The organism is Streptomyces sp. NPDC053665, from assembly GCF_055585285.1.
The window spans coordinates 42,293-67,087 of record NZ_JBVJKK010000001.1 but is presented as its reverse complement, the minus strand read 5'-3'; the positions used below and the strand labels follow the sequence as shown (position 1 = coordinate 67,087).

Annotated in this window: 23 protein-coding genes and 2 pseudogenes; 7 read left to right on the top strand and 18 right to left on the bottom strand. The window is 72.2% G+C overall.

What is annotated here, in order from left to right; translation table 11 throughout:
* Nucleotides 1-11 precede the first annotated feature (11 nt).
* Complete coding sequence (locus ACZ6ZN_RS00295) at nt 12-1,259, bottom strand: ricin-type beta-trefoil lectin domain protein (RefSeq protein ID WP_469641918.1); 1,248 nt, start codon at nt 1,257-1,259, stop codon at nt 12-14.
* A complete protein-coding gene (locus ACZ6ZN_RS00290; protein ID WP_469641916.1) occupies nt 1,256-1,975 on the bottom strand; it encodes a type VII secretion system-associated protein in 720 nt (239 codons plus the stop codon). Before ACZ6ZN_RS00290 ends, ACZ6ZN_RS00295 begins: the two co-directional genes overlap by 4 nt.
* Before the next feature lie 504 nt (nt 1,976-2,479).
* Here ACZ6ZN_RS00290 and ACZ6ZN_RS00285 point away from each other — a divergent pair.
* Nucleotides 2,480-3,682, top strand: a complete 1,203-nt coding sequence (locus ACZ6ZN_RS00285; RefSeq protein WP_469641914.1) for a mannose-binding protein — start codon at nt 2,480-2,482, stop codon at nt 3,680-3,682.
* A 47-nt stretch (nt 3,683-3,729) separates the two neighbouring features.
* Here ACZ6ZN_RS00285 and ACZ6ZN_RS00280 read toward each other — a convergent pair whose 3' ends face one another.
* Together ACZ6ZN_RS00280 and ACZ6ZN_RS00275 are read right to left on the bottom strand one after the other, a co-directional pair.
* Entirely contained in the window at nt 3,730-4,131 is a 402-nt protein-coding gene (locus tag ACZ6ZN_RS00280) for a thiol-disulfide oxidoreductase DCC family protein (RefSeq protein WP_398107223.1), read from the bottom strand.
* Between the two features lie 92 nt (nt 4,132-4,223).
* Nucleotides 4,224-7,265, bottom strand: a complete 3,042-nt coding sequence (locus ACZ6ZN_RS00275) for a 3-keto-alpha-glucoside-1,2-lyase-like domain-containing protein (protein ID WP_469641912.1) — start codon at nt 7,263-7,265, stop codon at nt 4,224-4,226.
* Nucleotides 7,266-7,569: 304 nt separating this feature from the next.
* Here ACZ6ZN_RS00275 and ACZ6ZN_RS00270 point away from each other — a divergent pair, with 304 nt between their 5' ends.
* Complete coding sequence (locus tag ACZ6ZN_RS00270; protein WP_469641910.1) at nt 7,570-7,788, top strand: hypothetical protein; 219 nt, start codon at nt 7,570-7,572, stop codon at nt 7,786-7,788.
* Nucleotides 7,789-7,869: 81 nt separating this feature from the next.
* Here ACZ6ZN_RS00270 and ACZ6ZN_RS00265 read toward each other — a convergent pair whose 3' ends face one another.
* Together ACZ6ZN_RS00265 and ACZ6ZN_RS00260 are read right to left on the bottom strand one after the other, a co-directional pair.
* On the bottom strand, nt 7,870-8,739 hold the full coding sequence (locus ACZ6ZN_RS00265) for an AraC family transcriptional regulator (RefSeq protein ID WP_469641908.1): 870 nt from the start codon (nt 8,737-8,739) through the stop codon (nt 7,870-7,872).
* 126 nt (nt 8,740-8,865) lie between these two features.
* Nucleotides 8,866-9,927, bottom strand: coding sequence for a fatty acid desaturase family protein (locus ACZ6ZN_RS00260; RefSeq protein ID WP_469641906.1), 1,062 nt, complete (start codon nt 9,925-9,927; stop codon nt 8,866-8,868).
* Between the two features lie 215 nt (nt 9,928-10,142).
* Here ACZ6ZN_RS00260 and ACZ6ZN_RS00255 point away from each other — a divergent pair, with 215 nt between their 5' ends.
* On the top strand, nt 10,143-10,676 hold the full coding sequence (locus ACZ6ZN_RS00255) for a 2'-5' RNA ligase family protein (protein ID WP_398107218.1): 534 nt from the start codon (nt 10,143-10,145) through the stop codon (nt 10,674-10,676).
* 78 nt (nt 10,677-10,754) lie between these two features.
* Here ACZ6ZN_RS00255 and ACZ6ZN_RS00250 read toward each other — a convergent pair whose 3' ends face one another.
* The 4 genes from ACZ6ZN_RS00250 to ACZ6ZN_RS00235 form a co-directional block, all read right to left on the bottom strand.
* Nucleotides 10,755-11,558 (bottom strand): phosphatidate cytidylyltransferase, encoded by an 804-nt coding sequence (locus ACZ6ZN_RS00250; RefSeq protein WP_451879023.1) that lies wholly within the window; start codon nt 11,556-11,558, stop codon nt 10,755-10,757.
* Nucleotides 11,555-13,312, bottom strand: coding sequence for an aminotransferase class I/II-fold pyridoxal phosphate-dependent enzyme (locus tag ACZ6ZN_RS00245; RefSeq protein WP_469641904.1), 1,758 nt, complete (start codon nt 13,310-13,312; stop codon nt 11,555-11,557). The genes ACZ6ZN_RS00250 and ACZ6ZN_RS00245 overlap by 4 nt, the downstream gene beginning before the upstream one ends.
* Before the next feature lie 183 nt (nt 13,313-13,495).
* Nucleotides 13,496-15,145, bottom strand: coding sequence for an FAD-dependent oxidoreductase (locus tag ACZ6ZN_RS00240; protein WP_469641902.1), 1,650 nt, complete (start codon nt 15,143-15,145; stop codon nt 13,496-13,498).
* Nucleotides 15,146-15,183: 38 nt separating this feature from the next.
* A complete protein-coding gene (locus tag ACZ6ZN_RS00235; RefSeq protein WP_451879020.1) occupies nt 15,184-16,098 on the bottom strand; it encodes an AurF N-oxygenase family protein in 915 nt (304 codons plus the stop codon).
* A 452-nt stretch (nt 16,099-16,550) separates the two neighbouring features.
* Between ACZ6ZN_RS00235 and ACZ6ZN_RS00230 the strand changes: the two genes are divergently transcribed.
* Nucleotides 16,551-16,895, top strand: coding sequence for a hypothetical protein (locus ACZ6ZN_RS00230; RefSeq protein ID WP_469641899.1), 345 nt, complete (start codon nt 16,551-16,553; stop codon nt 16,893-16,895).
* A gap of 45 nt (nt 16,896-16,940) precedes the next feature.
* Here ACZ6ZN_RS00230 and ACZ6ZN_RS00225 read toward each other — a convergent pair whose 3' ends face one another.
* The 3 genes and pseudogenes from ACZ6ZN_RS00225 to ACZ6ZN_RS00215 form a co-directional block, all read right to left on the bottom strand.
* Nucleotides 16,941-17,507 (bottom strand): GNAT family N-acetyltransferase, encoded by a 567-nt coding sequence (locus ACZ6ZN_RS00225; protein ID WP_469641897.1) that lies wholly within the window; start codon nt 17,505-17,507, stop codon nt 16,941-16,943.
* Between the two features lie 45 nt (nt 17,508-17,552).
* The gene (locus tag ACZ6ZN_RS00220; RefSeq protein WP_469641895.1) at nt 17,553-17,939 is read right to left on the bottom strand and encodes a hypothetical protein; all 387 of its coding nucleotides are present in this window, start codon (nt 17,937-17,939) and stop codon (nt 17,553-17,555) included.
* A 70-nt stretch (nt 17,940-18,009) separates the two neighbouring features.
* Nucleotides 18,010-19,524 (bottom strand): annotated as a pseudogene (locus ACZ6ZN_RS00215) (DUF4246 domain-containing protein); the annotation flags it as partial.
* Nucleotides 19,525-19,686: 162 nt separating this feature from the next.
* Between ACZ6ZN_RS00215 and ACZ6ZN_RS00210 the strand changes: the two are divergent.
* Nucleotides 19,687-20,577, top strand: coding sequence for a transglutaminase domain-containing protein (locus tag ACZ6ZN_RS00210; RefSeq protein WP_469641892.1), 891 nt, complete (start codon nt 19,687-19,689; stop codon nt 20,575-20,577).
* 63 nt (nt 20,578-20,640) lie between these two features.
* Here ACZ6ZN_RS00210 and ACZ6ZN_RS00205 read toward each other — a convergent pair whose 3' ends face one another.
* Entirely contained in the window at nt 20,641-20,976 is a 336-nt protein-coding gene (locus ACZ6ZN_RS00205) for a hypothetical protein (RefSeq protein ID WP_469641891.1), read from the bottom strand.
* A 464-nt stretch (nt 20,977-21,440) separates the two neighbouring features.
* Between ACZ6ZN_RS00205 and ACZ6ZN_RS00200 the strand changes: the two are divergent.
* Nucleotides 21,441-21,644, top strand: a pseudogene (locus ACZ6ZN_RS00200) (glyoxalase superfamily protein); the annotation flags it as partial.
* 114 nt (nt 21,645-21,758) lie between these two features.
* Here the strand turns inward: ACZ6ZN_RS00200 and ACZ6ZN_RS00195 are convergent.
* The 3 genes from ACZ6ZN_RS00195 to ACZ6ZN_RS00185 all read right to left on the bottom strand — a co-directional run bounded on the left by ACZ6ZN_RS00195 (nt 21,759) and on the right by ACZ6ZN_RS00185 (nt 23,105).
* Nucleotides 21,759-22,310, bottom strand: a complete 552-nt coding sequence (locus ACZ6ZN_RS00195) for a YceI family protein (protein WP_398107208.1) — start codon at nt 22,308-22,310, stop codon at nt 21,759-21,761.
* A 269-nt stretch (nt 22,311-22,579) separates the two neighbouring features.
* Nucleotides 22,580-22,771, bottom strand: coding sequence for a hypothetical protein (locus ACZ6ZN_RS00190; RefSeq protein WP_398107207.1), 192 nt, complete (start codon nt 22,769-22,771; stop codon nt 22,580-22,582).
* Between the two features lie 181 nt (nt 22,772-22,952).
* Nucleotides 22,953-23,105, bottom strand: a complete 153-nt coding sequence (locus ACZ6ZN_RS00185; protein WP_469641888.1) for a CGNR zinc finger domain-containing protein — start codon at nt 23,103-23,105, stop codon at nt 22,953-22,955.
* A 172-nt stretch (nt 23,106-23,277) separates the two neighbouring features.
* Here ACZ6ZN_RS00185 and ACZ6ZN_RS00180 point away from each other — a divergent pair, with 172 nt between their 5' ends.
* A complete protein-coding gene (locus tag ACZ6ZN_RS00180) occupies nt 23,278-23,427 on the top strand; it encodes a hypothetical protein (protein WP_469641886.1) in 150 nt (49 codons plus the stop codon).
* Nucleotides 23,428-23,439: 12 nt separating this feature from the next.
* Here ACZ6ZN_RS00180 and ACZ6ZN_RS00175 read toward each other — a convergent pair whose 3' ends face one another.
* On the bottom strand, nt 23,440-24,618 hold the full coding sequence (locus ACZ6ZN_RS00175; RefSeq protein WP_469641884.1) for a Cmx/CmrA family chloramphenicol efflux MFS transporter: 1,179 nt from the start codon (nt 24,616-24,618) through the stop codon (nt 23,440-23,442).
* Between the last annotated feature and the right edge of the window lie 177 nt (nt 24,619-24,795).

Here is a 24,795-nt window from a genome sequence, read left to right as displayed (position 1 = left end):
TGCCTGTCCGGTCAGACGCTCCACTTCTGGTTGTCGGTACCGGCGCAGGTCCACAGCTGCAGCCCTGCCCCGTTGCCCCGGTTGTTGTCCTTGACGTCGACGCACTTGCCGACCACCGTGTTGACCAGGTCGTGGCTGCCGTTCAGCGTGAACTGCTGCGCAGCGTTGCCGTTGCACCAGGCGATCTGGATGGGAGTGCCGTCGCCGTAGTCGGCCCCGGCCACGTCCAGGCACTTGCCGCCGATGCGCACGGTGCCGTCCGAGGCGAACTGCCACTTCTGCGCGGGGCTGCCGTTGCAGTCCCACACCCACAGCTGCTTGCCGTCGCTGAAGTCGCCGTCGGGTACGTCGACGCAGCGGCCGGAGAGGTGGCTGTGCAGCGAGACGGGGGAGCCGAGGCTGACGCCCGAACCGGCCTTGGCGGGCCGGTCCTTGCCGCCGCCGGACCGGTCCGCGCCGTCCCGCCCGCTGTCGGCCGGTGCCTCGGGCTCGGTCTTCGCCCCGGAGTTCTTCTTCGGCGTCTTCGGCGCCTTGTCGCCGTCGTGCTCGTCGGTGCCCGTGCCCGGGGTGTCCCGGGTCGCCGGCTTCCCGGGCTCGGCGGTCGACTTCTCCGGTGAGCGGGAGGGCCTGTCGCCGGGCGAGGCCGCCACGAACTCTCCGGGCGCCTCCTGGCCGTCGTCGCCGAGCACGGTTCCCGCACCGGCCGCCTGCTTGCGCTCGCCACCGTCGTCGTTACCGCCGAGCACGAGGAACGGCACCGACACCAGCAGCGCGCCGACGATCGCCGCTCCGGCCAGTACCGCCTTGCCGGGCCGCCCGACGGCAACCGCCTGGGGCTGCGGCCGGTCGATCGCGGTGCGGGTCATGGTCCGCACGAGGGCGGGCAGCCGGCTCTCGGCCACCGCGGCGGCCTCGGGGTCGGCGTCGCTCCCGGCCGGGGCGGCGGGGGCCGTTGCGGTCGTGGCGCCGGTGGGGATTCCGCTCCCGGGACCGGTCGCGTTCACCGCTGTGGAGGACGCCTCTTCGCTCTGCGACGCCTCCTCGCCCTCCTCGCCTTTCTCGTCCGTCGGGAGTGGTCCGGTGGCCGGTGCCCCCGGTTCACGCGCCGCCGTCGCCGTGGTCCCCGCGCCGGGTTCCGGCGTCTCCCCTTCGGGAGCCGACCCGGTGGCGGTGGTCGTGGCGGGGGCGGCCTCGCTCTCGGGGCGGGCCTGAGCGGGGGCGTCCGGGGAGGTGGGGGGTTGCTGGGCCGGTCGCGTCACGGGGCCCTCCCTGTGGTGTGGGGCCGGGGTTCCTGTAAGCCGTCACCCGGGAAGACGGGGCCGGCCCCGTCCCCCGTACCGGCTCCGGAGCCGGGGACGCTGTCAGCCGGGACCAGCAGCGGCGCCGCCGCCCCGGCGTTGACCAGAAGCACCGTGCCGGGGCCGGGCAGGGAAGGTGTCAGCTCCTCCACCGTCAGGGTGTCGTGGTGAAGTGCCGAGGACATGAACGCGTGCACCGGTGAGGTGAACAACAGCACCACGGGCGCCCCGTCCCGCCCGGCGGCGACGAGCGGCCCGCCGTCTGGCCCCCGCACGACGGCGACCTCCGCTGCGGCGAGTGCCGCCAGGGCGTCGTCCACCGGGCCGTATCCGGTGGCGGCCCGCTGCGCCGCGGCGTCCACCGGATCCGTGGGCTCCGGCCAGCCGAGCATCCTCGCCGAGGGCCGGTAGGCGGGGTTGGCACGGAACTCGGTGACGTCCCCGCTGTCGTCCGACCGCCATTCCCCGAGCACCGCCCACTCCGGCGGCGTCCGCTCGGGCGCCCAGTCGGGGTCCACCACACCGATCCAGTGCCCCGGGGCCCGACGGGCCGCGGCGCGCACGGCGTCGGGTATCTCGGGTGTCTCGGGTGTCTCGGGTGTCCTGATCGTCTCGGGTGTGTCAGGTGTCTCGGGCAGGGCGCCCTGCAGGGCCGCTTGCCGTTCTCGGGGCCGCATCTCCACCTGAACTCTTGGGTCCCTACGCATACTTGGCTACTCGAGTGCCGAACGGCACGGACACACGCCGACACCGATCGGCCGGGGACCTCAGGATGCCACACCGGCCTGGTCCGTAGGTGCCCGAGCAAGCTCCGTATGAGCCTGTGGCGTGCCCGTTTGCTGCCCGGGTGGAGAACGTTCCGGGAGCAGCGAGACGCCAACGGACAAAGCGACGCGGGGTGTTGCGGCGGTGGCACGGTCGTCGTCCCGGGGACGCGTTAAGTTGGCCTTGTCGTCGGACTCGTCGACGTACGGTTCGGTCCTGCCGGGACGTCCGGCCGCAGGCGTGCTGCGTTCCGGGGTGCCGAGGTGTCGTGCATGCCCGGCGACGCGGACGAGCCGAAGGCTCACCGAGGCGTGGCACTGCCGAACCCGCGCCCGGCGGCGCGGCGTCGACCGCGTTCGGCCGCCGCGCGGCTCCGCCCATCACCGAGAGCTCCGCCACCGAGGAGGAGTAACCGCATGTCCCCCCAGCACCACACCCCTGGCGCGCGAGCGGAGAGGGCCGCCGGCCCCGGCGGAGAGGAGACCGGCTCCCCGTCCGGCACGTCCGCACCGATGGCCGAGGGTCCGGGCCGTGCCACCGCGCCGGAGGAGAAGCCGGCCACCACCGAACCGGGCACGGCCGAGTCGGGTACGGCCGACACGCGTACGGCCGAGTCGGGCACGACCGAACCGGGCACAGTCGAGTCGGGTACGGCCGAGCCCGGTGCCGCACCTGCCGGGCGACTGGCCGCTCCCACCGCTCCCGAAGCCGAGCCCGAGGGCACTGCGGCACCCGCCGCGCCGGACCCGGCCGCGGAACCCCGGGCGGGCACCGCCGCGCCGGAGACCGCCGCGCCGGAGACCGCCGCTTCCGCACCGGAATCAGCCACGGCGTCCCAGGCGTCGGCGGCACCAGAGGCCCCCGTCACGCGCATCGGCGTGGCCGCTGCCGCCACCGCGGTGCATCCCGCCCCCGCGTCCGGCACCGGCGTCCAGACGGGCCGGCCCCGCAAACCGGTCCTCGCGGGAGCAGCGGTCCTCGGCGCCGTGCTGGTGGCCGTACCGCTGCTGCTGACCGGCGGCGGGAACGACGACGACGGCCGCAACGCGTCCAGGACGGTGACGGCCGGCGATGCGGACACGGTCCTGAAGCCGGAGTCGGCCCCCGCCGCCCTGGACGACTACGTGGCCGAGAAGCCCAGCGCGTCGCCCAGGAAGAAGCCGCGGAAGAGCGCCGCCCCGGTGGCGGCCGCGCCCCAGCCGGTGGCGGCCCCGCCGAAGCCGAGCCCGAGCAGCTCGCCCACGAAGAAGCCCGCGCCCAAGCCGAAACCGAAGCCGAAGGCCGCGCCCAAGCCCGACTGGGGCACCGCGACCGTCTCGGCGGTCAGTGTCCTGGAGGTGAACCAGGCCTGGACCACCAACCGCATCCGCATGATCATGCAGACCGACGGCAACCTCGTCGTCTACAACGAGAAGGGCAAGCCCATCTGGGCGTCGATGACCTTCGGCGAGAACCACCGGGCGATCTTCCAGCAGGACGGCAACCTCGTCATCCACAACGGTGACGACCGTCCCATCTGGGCCGCCCGCACCCACGGCCACGAGGGCGCGCAGCTGGTGCTGCGCGCGGACGCCAAGGTGGTCATCGTGCACAACGGCGGAGTCATCTGGTCGACCTGACCCACCCGGTCCCGACCCCTGCCGCCGGAGTCGACGGCGACGCGGTGCTACGTCCGGGGCGCGGCCGGCCGCGCCTTCGCTCCGGGCACCGCGCACGCCGCCGTCCCGCCCGGCAGCCGCATGCGGTTCCGGGCCACGAGACGGTAGACGCCGTGGGCGACCCACCGCACGGGCGGCAGAGTGAGGACGGCTCCCGCGACAGGCCACGCCCCACCGGCGCTGAGCAGGGTCTTCGCCACCGCCTGGGCACCGCCGTACACCCGCCCGGTGGGCGTCACCCACAAGGCCTCGTGGCGGGCGCGCTCCGCGGTGACGCCGAGCGCGCCGAGATCCGCCTGCTGCCAGGCCACGACCTCGCAGCGGGGCCGCACCAGGCGCTGGACGACACCCACGGACGAGGTGCAGAAGCCGCAGTCCCCGTCGAAGATCAGTACTGGTTGCCTTCGCACCCCTCCATCGTCCCTCACCCGGGGGACGGGCCGTCGGCCCCCCGCGGACGGCTGCCGGCGACGGCACACCGCGAGGGGCCCCACAGGACGCACTACAAGGGACGCACCTGGATGTTGCGGAAACGTACCTTGTTGCCGTGGTCCTGCAGGCGTATCGCTCCCGCCGCGGGCGTCTCGGCCCGGCCGGAGGCGGTCGGCCCGTCGAGCACGAGGTCGTCGTGGACCTTCCTGCCGTTCCACACGACCGTCACCCGGGCGTCGGCGGTCTTCCTGCCCTCCTCGTCGAAGCGGGCCGCACGGAAGACGACGTCGTAGGTCTGCCACGTCTCCGGCGCGGTCGCCCTGTTGCTGTCGGGTGCCTTCTTCAGGTAGATGGCACCGGCCTCGTTGTCGGCCGGCGAGGTGTCGCCGTAGGAGTCGAGGATCTGCAGTTCGTAGCGGTCCTGGAGGAAGATGCCGCTGTTCCCCCGGTCCTGGCCGGTGACGTCCGGTGGGAGGAGGGGCACGCGGAACTCCACGTGCAGGGCGAAGTCCTGGTAGGCGTCCTTGCTGCGGAGGTCGCCGCAGCACACCTCCATGGACTTCTCCTCGCTCAGCGGCCAGGCCGCCTTGCGCCCGTCCGTGTGCTGCCACTGCGCCTGCGACCCGGCGGTTCCGTCGAAGAGCGTCACCTCGGCGCCGTGCGGACGCACGGTGATCAGGTCGAGGTTCACATGGCCGGTGTCACCGGCGTCGAACCGGTAGGAGAGGGCGTTGCGGCCGGCGCGCAGCTTCACCTGCTCGGTCCGGGTGGACCAGGAGTCCCAGTCCCCGGTGGACGGCAGCAGGGTCTGCCGGACCTTCCTGCCGTCGGCGTACAGGGACAGGGACTTGGTGCCCGCGAACGGGTTCGGGCCGTTGGAGTAGCGGAGGTTCACGTCGTACGTGCCGCTCCTGGGTACGGTCACGTCGAACGTCGTGGCGGCCTCGCCCTCGGTGGCGTACCGGTCGACGAAACCGCTGCCCGAGTGGCCGGAGTGGTCGGTGTTGATCCCGGCCGCGCCGGTCAGCCGGGCCTCCTCCGCCTCGTACAGGGTGGCGGCCGGCGGCTGCTTCCCGGGCAGGGCGTTGAGCGTGTACCAGGCCTCGGTGCTCCACAGGGCCTCCCCGGAGGCCGAGGTGAAGGGGCGCGGGGAACGCACGTGCACCACGTATCCGGGCTTGAGCCCGTCGGTGCGCAGCCGGACCGTCCGGCCGTCGCCGGAGAGCGTCGCCGAGCGCACGGCCAGCTGCTCCTCGGCGATCTTCGGGCCGCCGTAGTCCTTGGTCGGGGTGTAGCGCCACTGCTCGATCCGGTAGCGCGCGGCGAGCTGTGCGGCGGTCTGCTCGGACACCGGCTGGGTGTACGTCAGATCGAAGCCGCCCGGGACGGCGCGCATGGACTTGATGTCGAAGGTGTTGCCGCCGTTGGGTGTCAGCTTCTGCAGTCCGAAGCGGAGTTTACCTTCCTGGCCCCAGTTGCCGTCGGCGCCGAGCCCGCCGGCGTAGAGGGCGCCGTCGGGTCCGAGGGTGAGGCGGTTGACGCCGGCCTCCAGGCCCTGGGTGTAGCGGAAGACCGCGCCCTGGTACTGGCCCTTGACCTTCTCCAGGTAGGCGCGCTGGAGGCCGCCGTAGGTGACGTCGCCGATCAGCATCTGGCCCGCGAACGGCCCCTTCTTCAGGTACAGCGGTGTCGAGGGCGAGTTGGCGATCTCGTTCTGCGGCAGCCACAGCACCGGAGCGGTGACGGGGGAGGACTCGAAGGGCCCGGCGGGCTCGGTGTAGTGGTTGAAGAAGCGGCCCTGCTTGATCTGGACCAGCTTCGAGGAGGGGAGCCAGCCGCCCTGGTTGTCGGTGGTGAACAGGCCGCCCTCCGGGCCCCATCCGATCCCGTTCGGTGTGCGCAGCCCACCCGCGACCGGGGTGATCCGGCCCGTCTTCTTGCTGATCCGGTACGTGGTCCCGCGGTCGGGGGCCGGCTGTGGGGTGGTGGTCGCGCCGCCGTAGTCGATGGCGACGGACAGGTTCACGTAGAAGTAGCCGTCGCGGTACAGCAGGCCGAACGCGAACTCGTGGAAGTTGCCCCCGTAGGGCCAGGTGGCGACCGTGCGGTAGGTGTCGGTGACGTCGTCGCCGTCGTCGTCCACCAGCCGTGTCAGCTCGTGCTTCTGCGAGACGTACAGGGACCCGTCGACGTACTTGATGCCCATGGGCTCGCGCAGGCCCTCGGCGACCTTCTTGACGGTGACCTTGTCGCGGCTGGTCCGGCCGGTGACGTTGTCGAGCAGGTACACCTCACCGGCAACGTTGTCACTGCCGCCCCAGGTGCTGATGGCCAGCCGTCCGTCGGGCAGCCAGTCCATGCCGCTGACCTGGGGTTCGAAACCCTCCGGACGCAGATCGGTGAGGTCGAGGTCGGGGCGCACGGAGGTGAGGGGCAGCCCGTCGCCCGGGGAGTCGCCGCCCGCCTCGCACTCCTTGCGTCCGGGCGCCGTCACCCGGACCACACCGGCGTCGGTGCTCAGCGCCTCGCGCGGCACGACGGTGATCTCGCTCTCGCCCGGCGGTTTCCAGGACAGCTGCACCTGCTGCCCGCCGTCGCGTTCGAAGTGGTCCACGTGCAGGGGGTGCGGTCCGGCGGTGAGGTGGACGGTGCCGTCCTTCGGTTCGGCGCCGTGCAGACCGTCGTGGTCGATCACCGTGGACCCGTCGAGCGAGAGGCGGGAGCCGTCGTCGCTGGTGAGCCGGAACACGTACGACCCGTCGCGCGGGGCGACCAGGTAACCGGTCGCCTCCGAGACGAACCGGTCCTCGAACCCGCCGAAGTCGGCAGCCGTGGACCAGTCGATCGTGGGCATCAGCTTGTCGTGGTTGGGGGTCTGCCCCGACTTGAGGGTGCACAGCTTGCCGAGCGGTGTCTGGACGTCGTAGACGCGCAGCGTGACGCCCGGCTCCTGCGGCGGGATGTCGGCGGCGGCCGCCGGGGCGGGCTCGGTGACCGCCGGGGCGGGGTCCGCCGCGACTGCCGGGACGGCGAGGGCGCCGCCGGCGAGCACGGTGGACACGAGCAGCGCGAGGAAGTGTCTTCGGGCTCGTGGGAAGAGTCGTTGGCGCATGGTCCTCCTGTGCTGGGGACCGGACCGTGCCGGATCGTTCCGGTCGTTCACGGGGGTGGAGCGCGGTTGCGCCGCAAAGGTAAGAGACTTTCGCTTGTCATGTCCAGACTTTGTCATCGATGTGTTCAAAGTGGTCCGGGCGGACTACACACGGAAGTTGACGAGCCGTCACCACCATGGCGCTTCCGCCGCCGCGGGACCGGGGTGTTCAGAAACCCGCGACGGTGGAACTGATCATGAGAGGGTGCACTGGGACCCGGGAAGCGTTCCGGGAGTGGGCCCGGGGGAGAGGCGGTGACGACACGTGACCGAAGAAGGCGGCCGCGACTGGGTGTGCATGACCCCGGACGACTTCGACCGTGAGGCGCCGCCGCGCCCGGAGGCGGACACGCGGATTCCGGCCGAGCTGGACGAGTGCGGTACGGCGCCCCTGTTCGGCGAGGAGCCCGCGCCGGCGCCCGCGGGGACGGGCCGGCCCGACGCGCGCCCTGCTCGGCAGGTCACACAGGGGCGGCTGTTCTGAACTGCCGGGCGATGCGCCCCGAGGTTCGGTGCCGACCCGTGGTGATCGGGACGCCCTGCGCCTGCGGTGCCCGAACGGGTGTCACCCCGGCTCGACGGGAAGCCACAACTCGCAGGTGGCGGTGGTGAAGTCGTCCGTACGGTCGAGGACGGAGACGGCCGACGGACCCGGTCGCAGTCGCCACGGGTTGGAGGGGAACCACTCGGTGGCGGTGGCCGCCCAGGTCGACTGCAGGGCCTGCGGATGCGGCCCGCTGGTGCGGAAGACCGCCCACCTGCCGGCCGGCACCTCGATGACGTCGAGCCCCTCCGGCACCGGTGTGTCCCGGCTGACGGCGACTCCATGCAGGTAGGTCAGCTCTGTGCCCTCCCGGCCGTCGGGATCGACGTCGTCGCTGACCTGCAACAAGCCCTCGGGCACCGTATTGCCGAGGTCCTTCAGCCGCTGGTGCTCCGACAAGGGCAGTGAAGCGATGTGCTCCTGGATGTGCGGGTTGACGCCGCGGTGGATGAGCGGGACACGGACGGCGTGTCCGACCAGACGGAACGCGGGGCGGTCGACGAGGCGGGTGTCCATGGGGGTACTCCCTTCGACGGTCAGGCGGAACCTGAGCTGCGGTTGTGTGCGCAGGGGGCCTCCGTCTCGGCGTACGTCGCCGGGGCCCACGCCGTGGACCGCCCGGAACGCGCGGCCGAACGCCTCGCCCGAGCCGTAGCCGTACCGGACGGCGATGCCCAGCAGGTCGCCCTCGCCCCGGACCACCTCGGCGGCGGCCAGCGTCATGCGCCGCCGCCGTACGTACTCCGACAGCGGCATGCCGGCCAGCGACGAGAACATCCGGCGCAGGTGGTACTCGGTGGTGCCGAGCGACCCGGCCAGCCGGCCGACGTCGAGTTCCTCGGAGAGGTGCTCCTCGACGAGGTCGACGAGCTGGTTGAGTGCCGAGATCATGCGGCCTCCTTTCGCCTCCCACCTTGGCAGCGGGCAGGGGGCCCGCGCCTGATCGCCGAGGACGGGTTCGATCGGATGCCCGGCCCGCGACGCTCGGAGCCCTGCCGGGGCTGCACCGCGGGCGTGTCAGCCCTCCCGGGCCCGCAGCGGCTCGCCGACGTTCCTGAGATGCCGCAGCGCCAGGCCGTACGACTCGATCAGCGCGGTCTGGTGGTAGGGGACGCCCAGCTCGGCGCAGTACCGCTCGGTGATGTGCTGGGCCCTGGCCAGGGCGGGCGTCGGCATGCTGGGGAAGAGGTGGTGCTCGATCTGGTAGTTGAGCCCGCCCATGAAGACGTCGATCAGCGCGCCGCCCCGCACGTTTCGGGAGGTGAGCACCTGGCGCCGCAGGAAGTCCAGCCGGGTTCCCTCCTCGATCATCGGCATGCCCTTGTGGTTGGGAGCGAACACCGAACCGAGATAGACCCCGAACAGGCCCTGGTGGACCGCGAGGAAGACGAGCGCCTTGACCGGGGAGAGGACCGTGAACAGGCCGCCGAGATACACCGCGAAATGCGCCACGAGCAGCGTCCCCTCCAGCACCGGCTTCTTCATCGACGGGCTCGTCAGGGACCGGAAGCTGTTGAAACTGAGATTCAGTCCTTCCAGGGTCAGCAACGGGAAGAAGAGCGCGGCCTGGTGCTTCCCGACGAAGGCCGGCAATCCCCTGGCCTTGCGCGCCTGCCGCTGTGACCACACGAGGATGTCCGGCGAGACGTCCGGGTCCTTGCCCTCGTGGTTGGGATGGGCGTGGTGCCGGGTGTGCTTGTTCATCCACCACCCGTAGCTCATGCCCAGCAGCAGGTCGGCCACGAGCAGTCCGCCCGCCTCGCTGGGCCGGCGACGTGAGAAGACCTGCCGGTGGGCCAGGTCGTGCGCGGCCAGCCCGAGCTGCCCGAAGACAGCGGCCAGGGCGACGGCGACGACCAGTTGGACCCAACTGTCCCCCAGAGCCACGAACGCGCCGACGCAGCCCGCGAGAGCGGCAGCGACCAGCCCGAAGCGCACCGAGTAGTACAGCGGACGCCGCCGGAGAAGTCCGGCCTCCGCCATCCGCCGTGACAGTTCCGCGAAGTCGCTGCCACCCCGCTGCGTGCCTCGGCCGGCTGACGCCGGCGGATCGACCGGAAGGACAAGGGAATTCGTCATGCCCTCAGTGTCCGGGCGACCCGCCGCCCGCAGAATGGAGTGCTCCCCCTGATCAAGGTGGAGGTAGCACCACCTCCCACCTGGGGAGAGCCGCAGCGCGAGGGTGCACCGCGGTGCGACGTGGTCGGCCCTCCGGCACCGTCGAGGAATCACTCAGGCTCGGCCCGCAGGGCCGTCACCACGACCCGGCCCCGCGCGATCGGTAGGCTGCGACCGTGCGCACGGTCGAGTTGCTGCTGGATGAGGGTGCGGAGCACGAGGTCCGGGAGGCCTGGCGCCGGCTCGCGGACGCGGGGCTGCCCAGTCAGGCGCGCCACCGCTCACCGACCAACAGCCCCCACATCACCCTGGCCACCTGTCCGGAGCTGACCGCACCCATCCGCTGGGAGCTGACCGAGGTCGCCGCCACGTTGCCGCTGCTCGCGCGGTGCACCGGCGTCGTCCGCTTCGAACGGCCCACCTCGGTGCTCGCCTGGGAGCTGGAGCTCGACGCCGCCCTGGTCGCACTGCACCGCCGGGTGTGGGACGCGGTGGCCGCGGACAGCCCCGCCGACACGCTCAACCCCTTCCACGAGCCCGATCGCTGGGCCCCGCACATCACCCTCGGCCGCACGAGGCGCGCCGGCGCCTTCGCCGACCGGCGCATCCCCGCACTGCTGCCGCCCCCACCCTCGCCGCTGCAGCTCACGACCCTGCGCAGCTACGACACCGTCACCGGTGCCCTGGAGGTCCTCGATCCCCGTGAGTGAGCTGCCGCTCGGGAGGGCAACAGCGCGCGTGAAGACGGCTGATTGAGTGTGCGGCCCTCCCAGCCCGAGCGGGACCCTTCAGCCCAGGAGGACCGCCACCGCCAGTGCGCCCAGCAGGGAGTCGATCCGGTCCAGGAGTCCTCCGGCTCCTGCCAGCCATCGACCGGAGTCCTTGACCCCGGCACCGCGCTTGACGAGGGACTCCACCAGGTCGCCCGCCGGGCCGCCCACGGCCACCGCGAGTGCCGCCTGCCAGCTCCACGCCGACAGCAGCGCGAGCACCGCGAGGCCCGCGGCCGCGCCGCACAGCGTGCCACTCCACCGCTTGGCCGGGGACAGCCGCGACAGCAGCGGCCCACCCAGCCGCTGCCCGGCGAAGTACGCCACCACGTCGGCGACCGACACCGCGGCGAAGAGCGCCAGACCGAGCGCGCCCAGCGGCGCGAGGCCGGCCAGCACCCCCAGCCAGAGCAGGCCGAGCAACCCCGTGCCGAGCCGCCGCAGCCCGTCGTCCGCGTCTCCGCTCACCAAGAGCACGGCGACCAGGGCCAGCGCCCCGGCACCCGCCACCCGGCCGACCTGATCGGGCGCCCACGCGGCGGCGGCGATCAGAGCCGGCACGGCCGACGCCAGCACCGCCCGGTCGGGGCGGGGGAGCCGGGCCAACGCCCCGAACTCCAGCACCGCGACGACCGCGACGACTGCGGCAAGCAGGGCGATCCCGGGCCGCCCCCACCAGAACGCGGCCGTCACCACCGGCACACCCACCGCCCACGCACACCACCGGGTGACCAACTCCCGTCGCCGCGACGCCCCCACCGCCACGCCACTCACCAGCAGAGCACCGCCCAGCCACGGAGCCAGCGCGGCCACCGAGGTCACCGCCCGGCCCCGGCGGCCGACAACGTGCGCTCACGCAGCGGCAGTTCGCCGAGAGCGGCTCGGTACGCGTCCACGATGCGGGCGTTCTCGCCGGTGTCGCGGACCGCGACACGTACCGTGCGGCCCTCGTACGCCGGCGAGAGCGGTGACAGGTCCCTCAGGTGGACACCGTGCCGCCGGCACTCCGCGACCAGGGACGCGGCGCTCGGCCTGCTCCGAGGCAGTGTGAGCGTGAGGAAGTTGGCCACCGACTCCTCGACCGTGACGGAGTCGTCGACAGCGGCCAGGTCCGCCGCGAGCAGCGCGCGCAACTCGTGCGTACGCTGCAACCGGCCGGTGTAGTAGCCCGGATCGCGCAGCGCCGCCACCGCCGCGAGCTGGGCCGGCAGGCTCACCACCCACGGGGGCGTCCACCGGCGCAGCTCCGCCGCCGTGCCGGGCTCGGCCACCAGGTACGCGGCCCGCACGCCGGACAGGGCGTACGTCTTCGACATCGAGGTGCAGACCACCACACGCGGGTCCCGCGCGGCGAGCGGGGCGAGGGACTCGGAGGGGTCGACGTACCCGAGATACGCCTCGTCGATCCACCACCGGGTGTGGGCGGGCGCCGCCGCGATCACCGCGGCCAGCTCGCCGGCCGGTGCGTGGCGGCCGGTCGGGTTGTTCGGGTTGACCACGACCACGAGGTCGTACGAGCCGTCCGCGACGACAGCCGACAGCCTCCCCGGATCGATGCGCCAGCCCTCCTCGCGCCGCAGCCGGAACCGGTCCACGCGGCAGCCGATCACCCGTTCCGTGACGTGGGCGTACTCGCCGTAGCCTGGGTCCATCAGCAGGACCCGGCTCGCCGGGGTCAGCCATCGGCCGAAGGCCCGGAAGATCAGGTCGGAGGAGCCGGAGCCGACAGCGAGCGTCCGCTGGGGCAGGCCGCGTACGGAGGCGAGCTCCGCGAGCAAGCCCTCCGCACCGGTCGGGGGCGAGGTGCGGGCGACCCAGCCGGCGTCCTCGGTGAGCACGACGTGTGCCGCGGGGGCCGGTGGGAACCAGGCGTCGAGCACATCGGCCGTGACGACCTCGCGACGCCGTTCGAGCGTGCGGAAGTCCGTCCCGATCGCGGTGAACGAGGCACCGCCGTGCTCGCAGCCGTCGGGCCCGGGCGCGAACGGGGCGTCCAGTCGCCAGTCCACGCCGGTCGCCGCGCGTGCCAGGGCCGCCGCATGCCGTCCTGTCGCACAGCGGGACAGCTCCGCCACCTCTGCCGTCAGCACCTCGAAGTCGACCGCGCCGCTGCGGACGGTGCGGCCGGCCGGACGCAGACCCGCCGCCCGGTACATGCCGATCAGGTCGGAGCGTCCCATGGCCACCACGTGCCGCCCGCCCCGGGAGGCGATCCAGCGCAGTGCCGCGTACATCAGCAGGAGGCCCGACGCGCCGAGGCGGGCCCGCGGCTCGACGGTGAGCAGCCGCACCTCGAAGACGTCGGGCCCGTCCAGGAGCGGGAGTTCGGCCCGGGTCAGGTACTTGTCCAGCCCGTACCGTCCCACCCACGGCGGCGTCACGCTCACGAACCCGACGCGGTCCGCGTCCCGCGCGGCGACCAGGTAGACGTTGTCGCCGTCCAGCCCGTCGACCAGCCGCCCCTCGCTGTTGCGCGGGTGCTGGCCGAGTTCCTCCGCGTAGACACGGTGCCGGAGTTCATGGATCCACACCATGTCGTCGGCGTCTGCGGAGCGCAGGGTGAGGGGACGGCTCATCGGAACCTCTTCGGTCGGGACCAAGGGGGTTCAGTGTGACGTCGGCCGATCTTGGTGGAGCAGGGTAGGACAGCTCGGACGGCCTGAGTACGGGTACTCAGGCGGTGAGCCGCCCGACCGGCCGTGCGCCGTCGGCGTGTTCGGATCCTGGGCGTGCTGTCGGGACGTACTGCTCCCCGGTCGTCAGAGGGCCGGTCCACGCCGTGACGCGGTGACCAGCTCGGTCACCGTGGCCAGCTTCCTGCGGGGTCTGCCGTCCGGTCCGCCGCGCAGGCGCTCGGCCCGGTCGATGGCCGCCATGCCCCGTGCGTCGACGAGGCGCGGGGCTCGGCGGCGGGCCAGCCGCTGGAAGGACCTCGCCGAGTGGGCGGGCGGCTCGAGGACGTCGGCGACGGCGTCGGCGAGCAGGCTGCTCACCGTTTCGGCGGCGCAGGCCCGGTTGGCGCCGATGCCCCCGGACGAACCGCGCTTGATCCATCCGACGACGTAGGCGCCCGGCATCCCGGCGACCCGGCCCTCGTCGTGCGGAACGGTTCCCGTCGTCTCGTCGAACGGCAGCCCGGGAACCGGCGTCCCCCGGTAGCCGATGGCCCGCAGCACGGACGTGGCGGGGATCAGGGCTTCCCCGCGTGCGTCGGTGACGCGCACGGCCCGGACCGCCGCCGCGTCGCTTCCCACGATTTGCGTCGGCGCGGAGTGGAAGCGCAGCACGATGCGCCGGCCCGCACCGGGCGCCCGAGACCAGTCGAGTTCCTCGCGCCGCACCTCCCGCAGCACCGCGGCGATGTCGTGCGGGCCGGCGGCCTCGATGGCGCGGCCGGTGCGGGGGTCGTGGTCGTCCACGATCAGGTCCACACCGGGCAGGTGGGTCAGGGCGAGCAGTTCCGGCCGTGTGCAGGCGGCGTTCTCCGGGCCGCGGCGGCCCAGGACGACGACCTCGCGCACGCGGGAGTCGCGCAGGGCGCGCAGCGCGTGGTCGGCGATGTCGGTGCCGGCGAGCTGCTCGGGGTCGGTGACCAGGATGCGGGCCACGTCCAGGGCGACGTTGCCGTTGCCCACCACGACCACGCGCTCGGCGGACAGGTCGACCGCGTCGGGGGCGACGTCCGGGTGGGCGTTGTACCAGGCGACGAACGTCGTGGCGGACAGGCTGCCCGCCAGATCCTCCCCGGGCAGGCCGAGCCGGCGGTCGGCGGACGCCCCGACCGCGTACACCACCGCGTCGTGGTGGGCGGCGAGTTCCTGCGCGGACACGTGTGCGCCGACCTCCAGCCCCAGCAGCATCCGCACCCGCGGGTGGCCGTGGAAGCGGGCGAAGGTGTCGCCGATCTGCTTGGTCGTGGGATGGTCGGGGGCGACGCCGAACCGCACGAGCCCGCCCGCGACCGGCAGCCGGTCGACGAGCGTGACCTCGGCGTTGGTGTGCAGCAGCAGGTCCTGGGCGGTGTACATGCCGGCCGGCCCCGTGCCGACGACGGCGACCCGCAACGGCCGGAAGTCCGCCGGCAGGACCCGGTCGAACACGGGCCCGTCCCAGACGTGGAAGTTCGGGCTCTCCTCGGGGAGTTCGGGTGCCGGCGCCTCGGCGAAGTAGGCGGCGTTGATGTCGGCGTACGCCTTCTGCGGGCCGGTCAGCCGGTCCACGGGGAAGACGGCGTCGACCGGGCACGCGTCGGCGCACGCGCCGCAGTCGATGCAGGCCCTGGGGTCCACGTACAGCATCTCGGTGCTGCCGAACGCCCGCTCCTGAGGGGTGGGGTGGATGCAGTTGACCGGGCAGACGGCGACGCAGGTGGCATCGGCGCAGCAGGTCTGGGTGATGGCGTAGGTCATGGGTCCGCTCTGCTCGAACAGCGCTGCCTGGGGGCTGGTCAGATGAGGTGGGCGCGCTGGTAGAACGCCAGCGCCGGCTTGGTCAGCAGCCCCGCCGAGGCGAGGAACTCCATCAGGCCGGCGCAGCTGGAGCGCATCATCGCCTTGTGGTGCTCGTTGGCGCGTGCCTCGGCGCGTGCCCGCTCGGGGTCGAGCCCGGCGTTGGCGTAGACGGACTCGTTCACCATGCTCGTGACGATGACGTACGCCGCCACGGCGATCACGAACGCGTGGATGTGCCGCCGGACCGGCCCGGCCTTCGCCAGATGCCGCCGGGTCTCCTCGCGGGCGAACTTCATGTGGCGGGACTCCTCGACCACATGGATGTTGTTGATGGTCCTCACGAACGGCACGACCCGCTCGTCCCGCATCCAGTCGCGCTGCATGACGTCGAGGACTTCCTCGGCGACGAGGATCGCCGCGTAGGCGGCCTCGCCGAACGCCAGCGTCTTGAAGGCCCGGCCCAGTTCGATCGCCAGGCGGCGGGGCCGGTACGCCGGTGCCCCGAGTTTCCGGGCGCCGCGGGCGAACATGATCGAGTGCCGGCACTCGTCCGCGATCTCGGTGAGGGCCCACTGGACCGTGTCGTCGGTCGGGTCCTTGGCGTAGACGTCCCGGAGGATCAGCTGCTGGAGGATCATCTCGAACCAGATGCCGGTGCTGGCCACGGAGGCGGCTTCCTGCCGCGTCAGCTCCTTGCGCTGCGCCTCGGAGAGCTCGTTCCAGTATGACGTGCCGTACAGGGTGCTCCACTCCGGGCTGGCACCGTGGAAGTCCTTGTCGAGGGGTGTCTCCCAGTCCACCTCGGTCGCGGGGTCGTAGGAGAGTGTCGCGGCCGAGTCGAGCAGTCGGCCGGCGACTTCGCCGGTCCGGGTGTCGCGCTCGACTCCGGGCCGGGCCGTGCTGCTTGCCATGCTCTCAACTCCTCAGTCTCGAGTGACGGTCCGTCTCCGTCTGTGGCACATGCGATCGGTGGGGCAGGGCCGTCCGGTGCGCCAGGGGCGCTCCGCGGGGTCTGCGGAGGTGCCGCCGGGCGTGACGCGGCCACGAGGTGACGCGCGGCGCGTTCCACCGCCGGGCCCTCTTGTTAGACGGAATGTATAACAAGGGGCGGTGCTCGGCCTACCCCTCGGTAGGAAGTGGTTCCTCCGGAACGCCATCGGCGCCGTCCCGCCGCACGGGGCGGGACGGCGCCGAAGCTCTGGACTTGCTCAAGAAGCGATACCGGTCGTCCCCGTGCCGGGCATACTGCGGGCAATCCGGGCACCGCCCGGCGTAAGGGGGACGCTGTGTTGATCGCATTCGTGTTGGTGGGTGGGTTCGTCCTGGTGGTCGTCACGGTGGTGACCTGGCTGGTGCGCCGGGCATGGCACCGTGCCTGGGCCGACCTGGGGGTGCGGGCGGCGGCGCACGGTCCGGGCGCCGGGGCGCGGCGTGGAGCGTGGTCGACCGGTGGCGGCGCCGCAGGCGCTGCGTACGGCGCGTCGACGACGCACGGTGCCGGGAGCCCGAACGACCACTCGTCCTGGTGGGCGCCGGGCGGCGACGGCTCGTCCGGTGGCTGCTCGGGCGGCGGTTCCTCGTGCGGCAGCTCCTCGTCCTGCGGCTCCGGTTCCTCGTCGTGCAGCAGCAGTTCCTCGTCCTGCGGCAGCAGCTCGTCCTCGTGCGGCAGCAGTTCCTCGTCGTGCGGCAGCAGTTCTTCGTCCTGTAGCAGTTCCTGCTGAACACGTCCTCGAGGTCACCGGGTTTTCCGGGTTCACCGCACCGACGGAGGCCGATGGGTGGCCCAGTACTCGGACGCGGTGAGGCCCATGAGGACGACGTCGTGGTATTCGCCGGCGAAGAACTCGTGCTGGCGAAGCCGCCCTTCCTCGACGAAGCCGAGCTTGTGATAGAGGCCGAGGGACGCGTCGTTGAAGGCGTAGATCTCCACTTCGCACTTGTTGAGGCGCTGTTCGGCGAACATGTACGTCAAGGTCAGCTCCATGGCCTCGACCGCGTATCCCTTCCGGCGACTGCCCGGGGCGACCTCGATGCCGGTCCTGAACCGCCCGGCCCGGCGGTCGGTCTCGCCGACTGTCACGGACCCCGCGAAGGTACGCTTGTCCAACGCATCGATGACCAGCCGGAACGCGTCCCCGCCCGGTGGACGGCCGGCGCGCTCCGCAGTCCAGATGCGGAAGCTCTCCTCGGAGCGCGGCGGCTCGACGACGTCGGCGTTGCGGACGTCGACGGTGTGCCGGGCAAGGTCACGGAAACCCTGCCAGTCCTCCGGCTCGACGCCGCGAAGCCGTACCTTCTCACCCGTCCACATGTCACTCATGACGCCCGTCGCTTCCCTCGATCACGGGCGATCCGCCCTGTGAAGTCACCGGATCACCTGGATGGTCGGCAGCGGGCTCTCATACCCGCCGGTCATCTCGGTGAGGGCGTGGCGGGCCAGCTGCCGTACTCGACTCCACGCGGCGTCATCGTGCAGCGCACTCCGCGTCCACCGCTCGGCGTGTTCCTGACTGCTCATGCCGGCGAACACCGCGTCGATCTCCCGCAGTGCGTCGACTACGGGCTCGCCGATCTGCTGGTGTTCCGCCAGCCGGCCGGACACGCGGAAGGCGTTCTCGAAGTCGAGGGCGATCTCGTCCGCGTGCACGCGGTGCCGGTCGAGCCAGGCGGTCTGGGTCGGAGCATCGGCCGCCACCACGGACAGGGCGTCGGTCAGGAGCCTTCGTGCGGCAACCAGGTCAGATGTCTTCACCGCCTGATCGTCGCACGCGCCCGGCTCGTGCCGCCGGGCGCGGACGACAGGGGAGTGACCGCGGGGCATCTCAGTGCTCGCAGAGGGAGAACTCCCGCTCGTAGAGCTGCTCGTTGTGTTCGGCGACGAAGAACTTGCGTTCCCGCATGAGTTCCTCGCGGTACGCCTTGGCCTGGTCGAGCGTCATGGTCGAGGTGCCGGACCAGGGCTGCTGCGGGGGCACGTCGGACGTCGAGATGATCCGTTCCGACGGATCGACCAGGAAGAACGCGAGGATCTTGCGGTGACCCGGCCGTGCGGGGTCCTTCAGTCGGAACGAACCGACGCGGTGCTGCAGGGTGTTCGGGAATGCCAGGCAGCGGCCCGCCGGGGTCGGCGCCGATCCGAGCACCTGGTTCAGCGCGTCCTCGTCCTCCAGGCCGTAGACCTCACGCAGGCCGTTGTCGTCGTTCTGCTCGTAGTCCGGGTCGTCGAGTGCCGTGCGGAAACCCAGCCGGCTCTCGGTGATGTTGTCGCTGTCCCAGTAGTAGATGCCGGTCGAGACGATCCGCTCGTTCAGCATTCCCTCGACATGCCAGGAACCGCCGGGATACTCGGGCTTGTCCGGGGTGAGATGAAGGGTGGCGAGTTTGACGATGACCTGGAGGCGGCGACCGCGCAGGTCCACACGCGCGGTCTCGTCGGGCACCGCGGGTGGCGTGAAGGCGGGGGCGTCCGGAACGACCGGGCGGCGGTTCTCCCACCATGCGTCAAGGGCCTGCTGCCACGCGCGGTAGGCCTCCGCGTAGGCCGCTTCGTCGGTGAAGGAAGCCTTGTCCGGGTACTCCGGCTCCGAGTCGTACCAACCGTATGGATCGGCCTCGATCCGCAGAGGGCGCGGATGCCGCAGGTCGGTGAGCACGTTCTCCCACAGGGGACGCATCCGGGCGAACAACTCCGGCAGGACGGAGGCCAGTTCCCGGTGCTTCTCGGGATGCACGTTGTTGATGTAGGAGCGGAAGGTGACATCACCCTCAACGTCCACGTCGACGTCAGTGGGCAGCCACTGGAAACGCTCGGAGAACTCGTGCTTCGAGTAGCCGTCCGTCGGGTTCCGCCAGGCCCGCTCCGGTGCACCGCTGACCTCCCTCACCAGGCAGAACAGCGAGGGATGCACCAGGTCCAGCACCTGGCCGTCCGATCCCGGATGCCAGTCCCGCTCCGACTCGGGAACCTCCTCCAGGACCTTGACGGCGTCGCGCAGGCGCGATCGGAGGGTGTCGTCGACCAGCGTGTCCGACTGCCACACTCCATCGACGGCGGCCACTTCGATGCCCGTCCGCTCGTCCCGCAGCGCGGCGTAGTGCGCCAGTTCCGCGACGACGAAGGCGACCTGCGCTTCGGTCAGTCCCTGGGCGACCGCTTCCCGCGTCCACGTCGCGACGATGCCCGGGTCGTTCATCTTGTCGAACCACCCCGGTTTCGCCCGTATGTGGGCGCTGCACTCCATCATCTGCAGCTCCCGCAGAGTCCGCGGTCGTGCGAACGCCGTGGAACGGGATGCCTGGAAGGGCAGGGGGAACGGGGGCGAGCTGGACACGTTCTTCGGTCCTCCGGGTCGGTGTGCGGTGGCGGGAAGACTATGTCAGCGCACTGACATCGCCGGACTCTCGCGCGAGCGGACCGCGCTGGTTGAACGCGTTCAAAAGCTCTGTCAGTATGAGTCCGGCCGGCGTGCTGCTCACCCGGCGGGGGAGGAACCACTGCCATGACGAGTTCACTGCTGACGCCGAGAAGACGCGCGTTCGTCGACGCTCCACGGGACGTGACCGGGAGCACGGCGCCGACAGCCGTCCTCGACTGGACCGACGGCCGTGTCACCGCGCTGCTCCGCGACATCGACGCGGCGACACCGCACTCCGAGCGAGGAGCCGGCTCCCGGGCCGGTGCCCGGATCGACCTGCTTCGGCGAGCTCACGGTGTGATCACCTACGCGGTGCGTCCCGTCTACTCCGTGCAGGACGAGCGACCGGTATCCCAGGTGCTCCGCCGGGGCCGAGGCTCGTGCAGCCAGCGGCTCGCGGTCCTGGAGGCGGTCGCCAGGGCGAGCGGGACCGCGACCCGGGTCCGGGGCCTGCTCGTGGACGGAGCGTTCTGGTACCCGCGCTTCCCGCGCATGCGGCAGATCGTGCCCGACCGCGTTGTGCTGGCCTGGCCGGAGTTCCTCATCGAGGCGGAGAGCGGTGCGACTCCGGACGGTACGGGGGAAAACCGGGGAACGGGTGTGGAGTGGTTGACGGCGTCCGAGATCTTCGGTGACCTGAGCCGCTTGAGCCGGCGGGACGGCGGCGGTTTCACCAACAGAGGACCAGAGACGCTGTTCGAGGCGCTGTCCCGGACGGCCGTCGACTGGGACGGGGTCACCGTCTGCCCGACGGGGACGGCCACCGGCGGTACCGCGGACACGGCCACCGGAAGCCGGACCGGCGATGACGTCACCGCGAGGAGCTGTGACTTGTCCTCCTACGTCCTGGCAGACCTCGGTCGTTTCGACTCACGGGACGAGCTCTTCGCCCAGCACGGCCAGACCCTCTGCTCCCCGGCCAGGCTGCTGGCCGAGCCGATCCTCGGGCGCTGGGCCGCAGGAGCTCGGGGCTGAGCACCACGCAGGCCGACGGTGGCAGCGCCAGTCACGGCCGGGCCCACCACCCCTCGCCCACCGTCACCCGCACGGGGTCTGCGGATGGGGAAGTTCCAGCACGCCGTCCACGATCCGCCCGGTGCGGGCCTCTCGGGCGAGTGCGGCCAGCCGCTCCAACAGGCTGTGCCCGTCGCACAGTACGGTCTCGTGGCCGCCGTAGGACTGCAGGTTGATCACTGCGGCTTCCACGTGACGGATCTCGCTGACCAGCATCGGCACGCCCGCGGCACCGGATGCCGGCGCGGCCCCTGCCCGGGCGTGGAGGAGGGGGAGCAGTTCCGCCCCGCTGGCGTTGCCGATCGTCTGCGCATCCGCGTTGCTGTCCGTCTCCAGGCGCTGTCGGGCGTGCTCGATCACCCGGGTGAGTATCTGGAAGTCGCTGTGGGCGAGTTCGAACGCCAGGTGGTCCGTCCCCGCGTGTGGTGCGGGTGCAGACTCTCTTCGCCGCCGCCCCCAAGGCATAGCCGGCCCCCCATCCGATCGACCAAGGCGGTGTCCACCGTCCCGCAGGCGTGGTGGCAACCCCGCACCACCGCTGCCTGCCGGACCCTCCCGACCGCGCCCGCCGGCGCTGCGACGCTCGGCCCGGCGGAGCGGACGCGACGGCCCGAGCCGGCAGGCCGCACCACGAACAGTGCTCCGACCGGTCATTCCGCGAAGGTCCTGCGAAAGCAGAGCGACAGGAACGATCGTGAGTAACCGCCCACACAGTACTGCGCTGTGCGGGAAAACGCTTGCCCCAATGGTGATCGACTTCGGTCGGCAGCGCACGCTCGGTGTCCCCACCGCTGAGGCGCGGTTGCGCTTCGAAGTCGAACGGCGTGGCCCGGGGCGGGTTGCGGCTGTTCCTGTCGGAGCACCGGGGCGACGCCCGGCCCGGCACGCTGGTGTACCTCCGGGTGCGGGACGTCGACACCCTCGCCCGGGAGTTCGGTGTGACGGTGAGCGACGCGGCGTGGGCACGTGAGATCGAGCTGCGGGACCCCGACGGCAACCGCCTGCGGATCGGCACGCCCACCGAATGACGGGCCGCCGGCCTCACACACGGGCGGGTCGGCGCGATCCGGCTGCCGGGACCGCGCCGTGTGGTCGCTCTCGCACGCCGTGGGGCAGGTGTGCCGGCGAGGTTCGCGCGGTCGCTAACCCTGCCTGATCGCGGAGATGTCGAACTCCAGGACGATCTTGTCGCCGACGAGGACGCCGCCGCCCTCCAGGGCCGCGTTCCAGGTGACGCCGAACTCCTTGCGCGAAATGGTCAGCGAGCCCTCCAGACCGACGCGCAGGTTGCCGAACGGGTCGACGGCATTGCCGGTGTACTCGAAGTCGATGGTGACCGGCTTGGTCAGGTCCTTGATGGTGAGCTCGCCGGTGACCCGGTACTCGGTGTCGGACCGCTTCTCGACCTCGGTGGTGCGGAAGGTGATGTCGGGGAAGTTGGGGGCGTCCAGGAAGTCGTTGGTGCGCAGGTGCTGGTCGCGCTGCTCCACGCCGGTGTCGATGCTCTGCGCCTTGATGACCACCTGGCCGCTGGACCGGGCCGGATCGGCGCCGTCCAGGTGGGCGGTGCCCTCGAACTCGTGGAAGGCGCCGCGCACCTTGGTGACCATGGCGTGGCGGGCGACGAAGCCGATCCGGGTGTGGGCCGGGTCGAGCACGTAGTCGCCGGTGAGGTCGGGGATCGGGACAGTCATGGTGAGGAACCTCCCTGGGAGCCGGATCGGCGGCGGACCGCCTGGATCGTTACCGGCCACGCTAGGCCGCCACGCGATTCCCGTCCCGCCCAACGCGCACGGCCGCGGGCGATTGCACCCTGACCGGCGATCGCCACTGCAACGCGTTCAGGTGCACTTCGAGGCCGCGGACGACTCGGCGCCCGGCCGGTGGCCGGCCGACCCGGAAGAGGATCGGAACGCGCCGAACGGCCCCGAGCGGGGCCGTTCGGCCGGGTCGTGCGCCGGGCTCAGGGGTGGTCGGGCTGCTGCGCCGGAGGCACTCCGCCGCCCTCTCCTCCACCCTTCTCGCCCTTGTCCGTGCCGTGCGGGGTACCGCCTCCGGTGCCGTCCGGCTGGGCCGCCTTCATCTGGCGACTGTCCTCGGGGGTGGCGGCTCCCTTGTCGTTGCGCCGTAGCTCCGGCTGCTGCGGATTGGGCATGCCACGAACCTCCTCTGGTGGTGCGATCTGGTGGTGCGGACTTGCGGGGCCCGGGTTCCCACCGAGGCGCGGGTGACGCACGTCGTCCGCGCAAAGGTCGTGGCAGCGGGACGACCACCGGCCGACGACCCCGTACCGCGCTCCTCACCACTGACCCGGCGCCCGGTCGTCGGTTCCCGCGCTACCGCGCGTGATGGCGTGACGCCTCGACCCGGTCACCGCACACCGCCTCGGAGCACCAGCGGCGCGTCCCGTCGCGCGACGTGTCGAAGAAGCGCAGCGCGCAGGAGGGGTACGCACACCCGCGGACCGGGTCGGGGCGCGCAGCAACCACAGGCAGGAGCAGGCGGCCGTCCGGGCCGGACCCCCCTGTGGGGTCGGCTGACCCACGCCGGACGCCGCCTCCGCGTCGCCGGCTCGCTGCTCGCCGGCCGGACGGGCAGCCCCTCGGTGCCCGTGAGCAGGTCACGCCCCACCCCGCCCTCGAGCCCCGAGCCAGTTTTCTCTTGGCGGACTGGACGACCGGCAGGACCCTCCAGGTCACCGGCACCGCGCGGGTCGACTTCGCCGGGGACGGAGCCCGTACCGTCCGTTTCACCGTCGGCGCCGTGGTGGACGCCCCGCGGGTCACGCGGCTGCGCCGGGCGGCCGCGTGACCTCGGAGGGCGTCACCCGGGCATCTCGCTGCTCCGGCCGCCCGTCAGGACGGGAAGGGCGGGGAACGCGACGAGCAGCGCGAGGGCGACCAGCAGTCCGCTCAGCCACAGGGGCCCCGCCTCCCCGGCCGGGGAACCGAGGGCGGCCGCGGCCGCGACGGGACCGGCCGCGGCGCCCACGTTGAGCGCCGCCGTGGCGTAGGCGCCGGCCAGGGTGGGCGCTCCGGCCGCCTCGTGCAGGACCCGCGCGATGAGGGTGCTCCCCAGGGCGAACGACAGGGCGCCCTGCACGAACAGCAGGGGGAACAGGGCGATCGGCTCGCCGGCGAGCAGTGCCAGGGCCGGCCAGCCGGCGAGCAGCAAGGGACCGCCGAGAGCGACCACCCGGCCCGGACGCCGGTCGGACAACCGGCCGGCGACGGTGACGCCGGCGAACGAGCCGGCGCCGAAGACCACCAGGGCGACGGGGACCCACCACTCGCCCAGCCCGGCGCTGCCGGTGACGACGGGGGCGAGGAAGGTGAGGCTCCCGAAGGTGGCCGCGTTCACCAGCGCGCCGAGCAGCATCACCAGGAGCAGCGGCGGCCGGGTGAGCTCGGCGAGCTCCGCCCGCAGCGAGGGCCTCCCCGCCACCCCGGTCCCTTCACGTCCGGCCGGGACGCCCCGGAGGATGCCGAGGGCGGCGGGGAGGCAGAGAAGGGCCACAGCCCAGAACGTCGCACGCCAGCCGAGCAGAGCGCCGAGCGCGGCCCCGCCGGGGACACCGGCGATCGTGGCCAGTGTGGTGCCGGACAGCAGCACCGCCAGCGCGCGTCCCTTCCGGTCGGGCGGGACGAGCGTGACGGCGGCCGTCAGGGCCACGGCGAGGAACCCGGCGTTCGCGACCGCCGCGACGACCCGGGTGGCGAACAGGACGGGGAAGCCGGTGGCGACGGCACCCACGGCGTGGGCCGCCGTGAACACGAGGACGAACACGAGAAGGCCGGCCCGCGTGGACCGGTTGCGGGCGAGCACGGCCACGAGCGGGGCGCCGACGATCATGCCGATCGCGAAGGCCGAGGTGAGGGAGCCCGCTGTCCCGACCGGGACGCCGAGATCCGAGGCGATGTCCGGCAGGAGGCCCGCGAGCATGAACTCCGAGGTGCCCATGGCGAAGACGGCCACGGCAAGCAGATACAGGGGAAGAGGCATCGAGTGGCTCCGGGGTGAGGAGAAGCACGAGAGGTCATCTCGTCACCGCGGTCAGCCCGGGAACGCACACGTGTCACGCCGCGGAGAGCGGCGCGACGGCAGGGGTGCGGACTCAGTGAGCAAGGGGGCTGACGGCGTGACCGTGAGCCCCCACCTCGTCCGACTCAGGACTCGACA

Coding starts and splice junctions, on each gene's coding strand:
- ACZ6ZN_RS00275 (WP_469641912.1), bottom strand. CDS start 7,265: ATGCGCCAACGACTCTTCCCACGAGCCCGAAGACACTTCCTCGCGCTG.
- ACZ6ZN_RS00230 (WP_469641899.1), top strand. CDS start 16,551: ATGGCACCGTGCCTGGGCCGACCTGGGGGTGCGGGCGGCGGCGCACGG.
- ACZ6ZN_RS00190 (WP_398107207.1), bottom strand. CDS start 22,771: ATGCCCAATCCGCAGCAGCCGGAGCTACGGCGCAACGACAAGGGAGCC.
- ACZ6ZN_RS00245 (WP_469641904.1), bottom strand. CDS start 13,312: ATGAGCCGTCCCCTCACCCTGCGCTCCGCAGACGCCGACGACATGGTG.
- ACZ6ZN_RS00260 (WP_469641906.1), bottom strand. CDS start 9,927: ATGACGAATTCCCTTGTCCTTCCGGTCGATCCGCCGGCGTCAGCCGGC.
- ACZ6ZN_RS00265 (WP_469641908.1), bottom strand. CDS start 8,739: ATGATCTCGGCACTCAACCAGCTCGTCGACCTCGTCGAGGAGCACCTC.
- ACZ6ZN_RS00225 (WP_469641897.1), bottom strand. CDS start 17,507: ATGAGTGACATGTGGACGGGTGAGAAGGTACGGCTTCGCGGCGTCGAG.
- ACZ6ZN_RS00290 (WP_469641916.1), bottom strand. CDS start 1,975: ATGCGGCCCCGAGAACGGCAAGCGGCCCTGCAGGGCGCCCTGCCCGAG.
- ACZ6ZN_RS00235 (WP_451879020.1), bottom strand. CDS start 16,098: ATGGCAAGCAGCACGGCCCGGCCCGGAGTCGAGCGCGACACCCGGACC.
- ACZ6ZN_RS00240 (WP_469641902.1), bottom strand. CDS start 15,145: ATGACCTACGCCATCACCCAGACCTGCTGCGCCGATGCCACCTGCGTC.
- ACZ6ZN_RS00175 (WP_469641884.1), bottom strand. CDS start 24,618: ATGCCTCTTCCCCTGTATCTGCTTGCCGTGGCCGTCTTCGCCATGGGC.
- ACZ6ZN_RS00210 (WP_469641892.1), top strand. CDS start 19,687: ATGACGAGTTCACTGCTGACGCCGAGAAGACGCGCGTTCGTCGACGCT.
- ACZ6ZN_RS00285 (WP_469641914.1), top strand. CDS start 2,480: ATGTCCCCCCAGCACCACACCCCTGGCGCGCGAGCGGAGAGGGCCGCC.
- ACZ6ZN_RS00195 (WP_398107208.1), bottom strand. CDS start 22,310: ATGACTGTCCCGATCCCCGACCTCACCGGCGACTACGTGCTCGACCCG.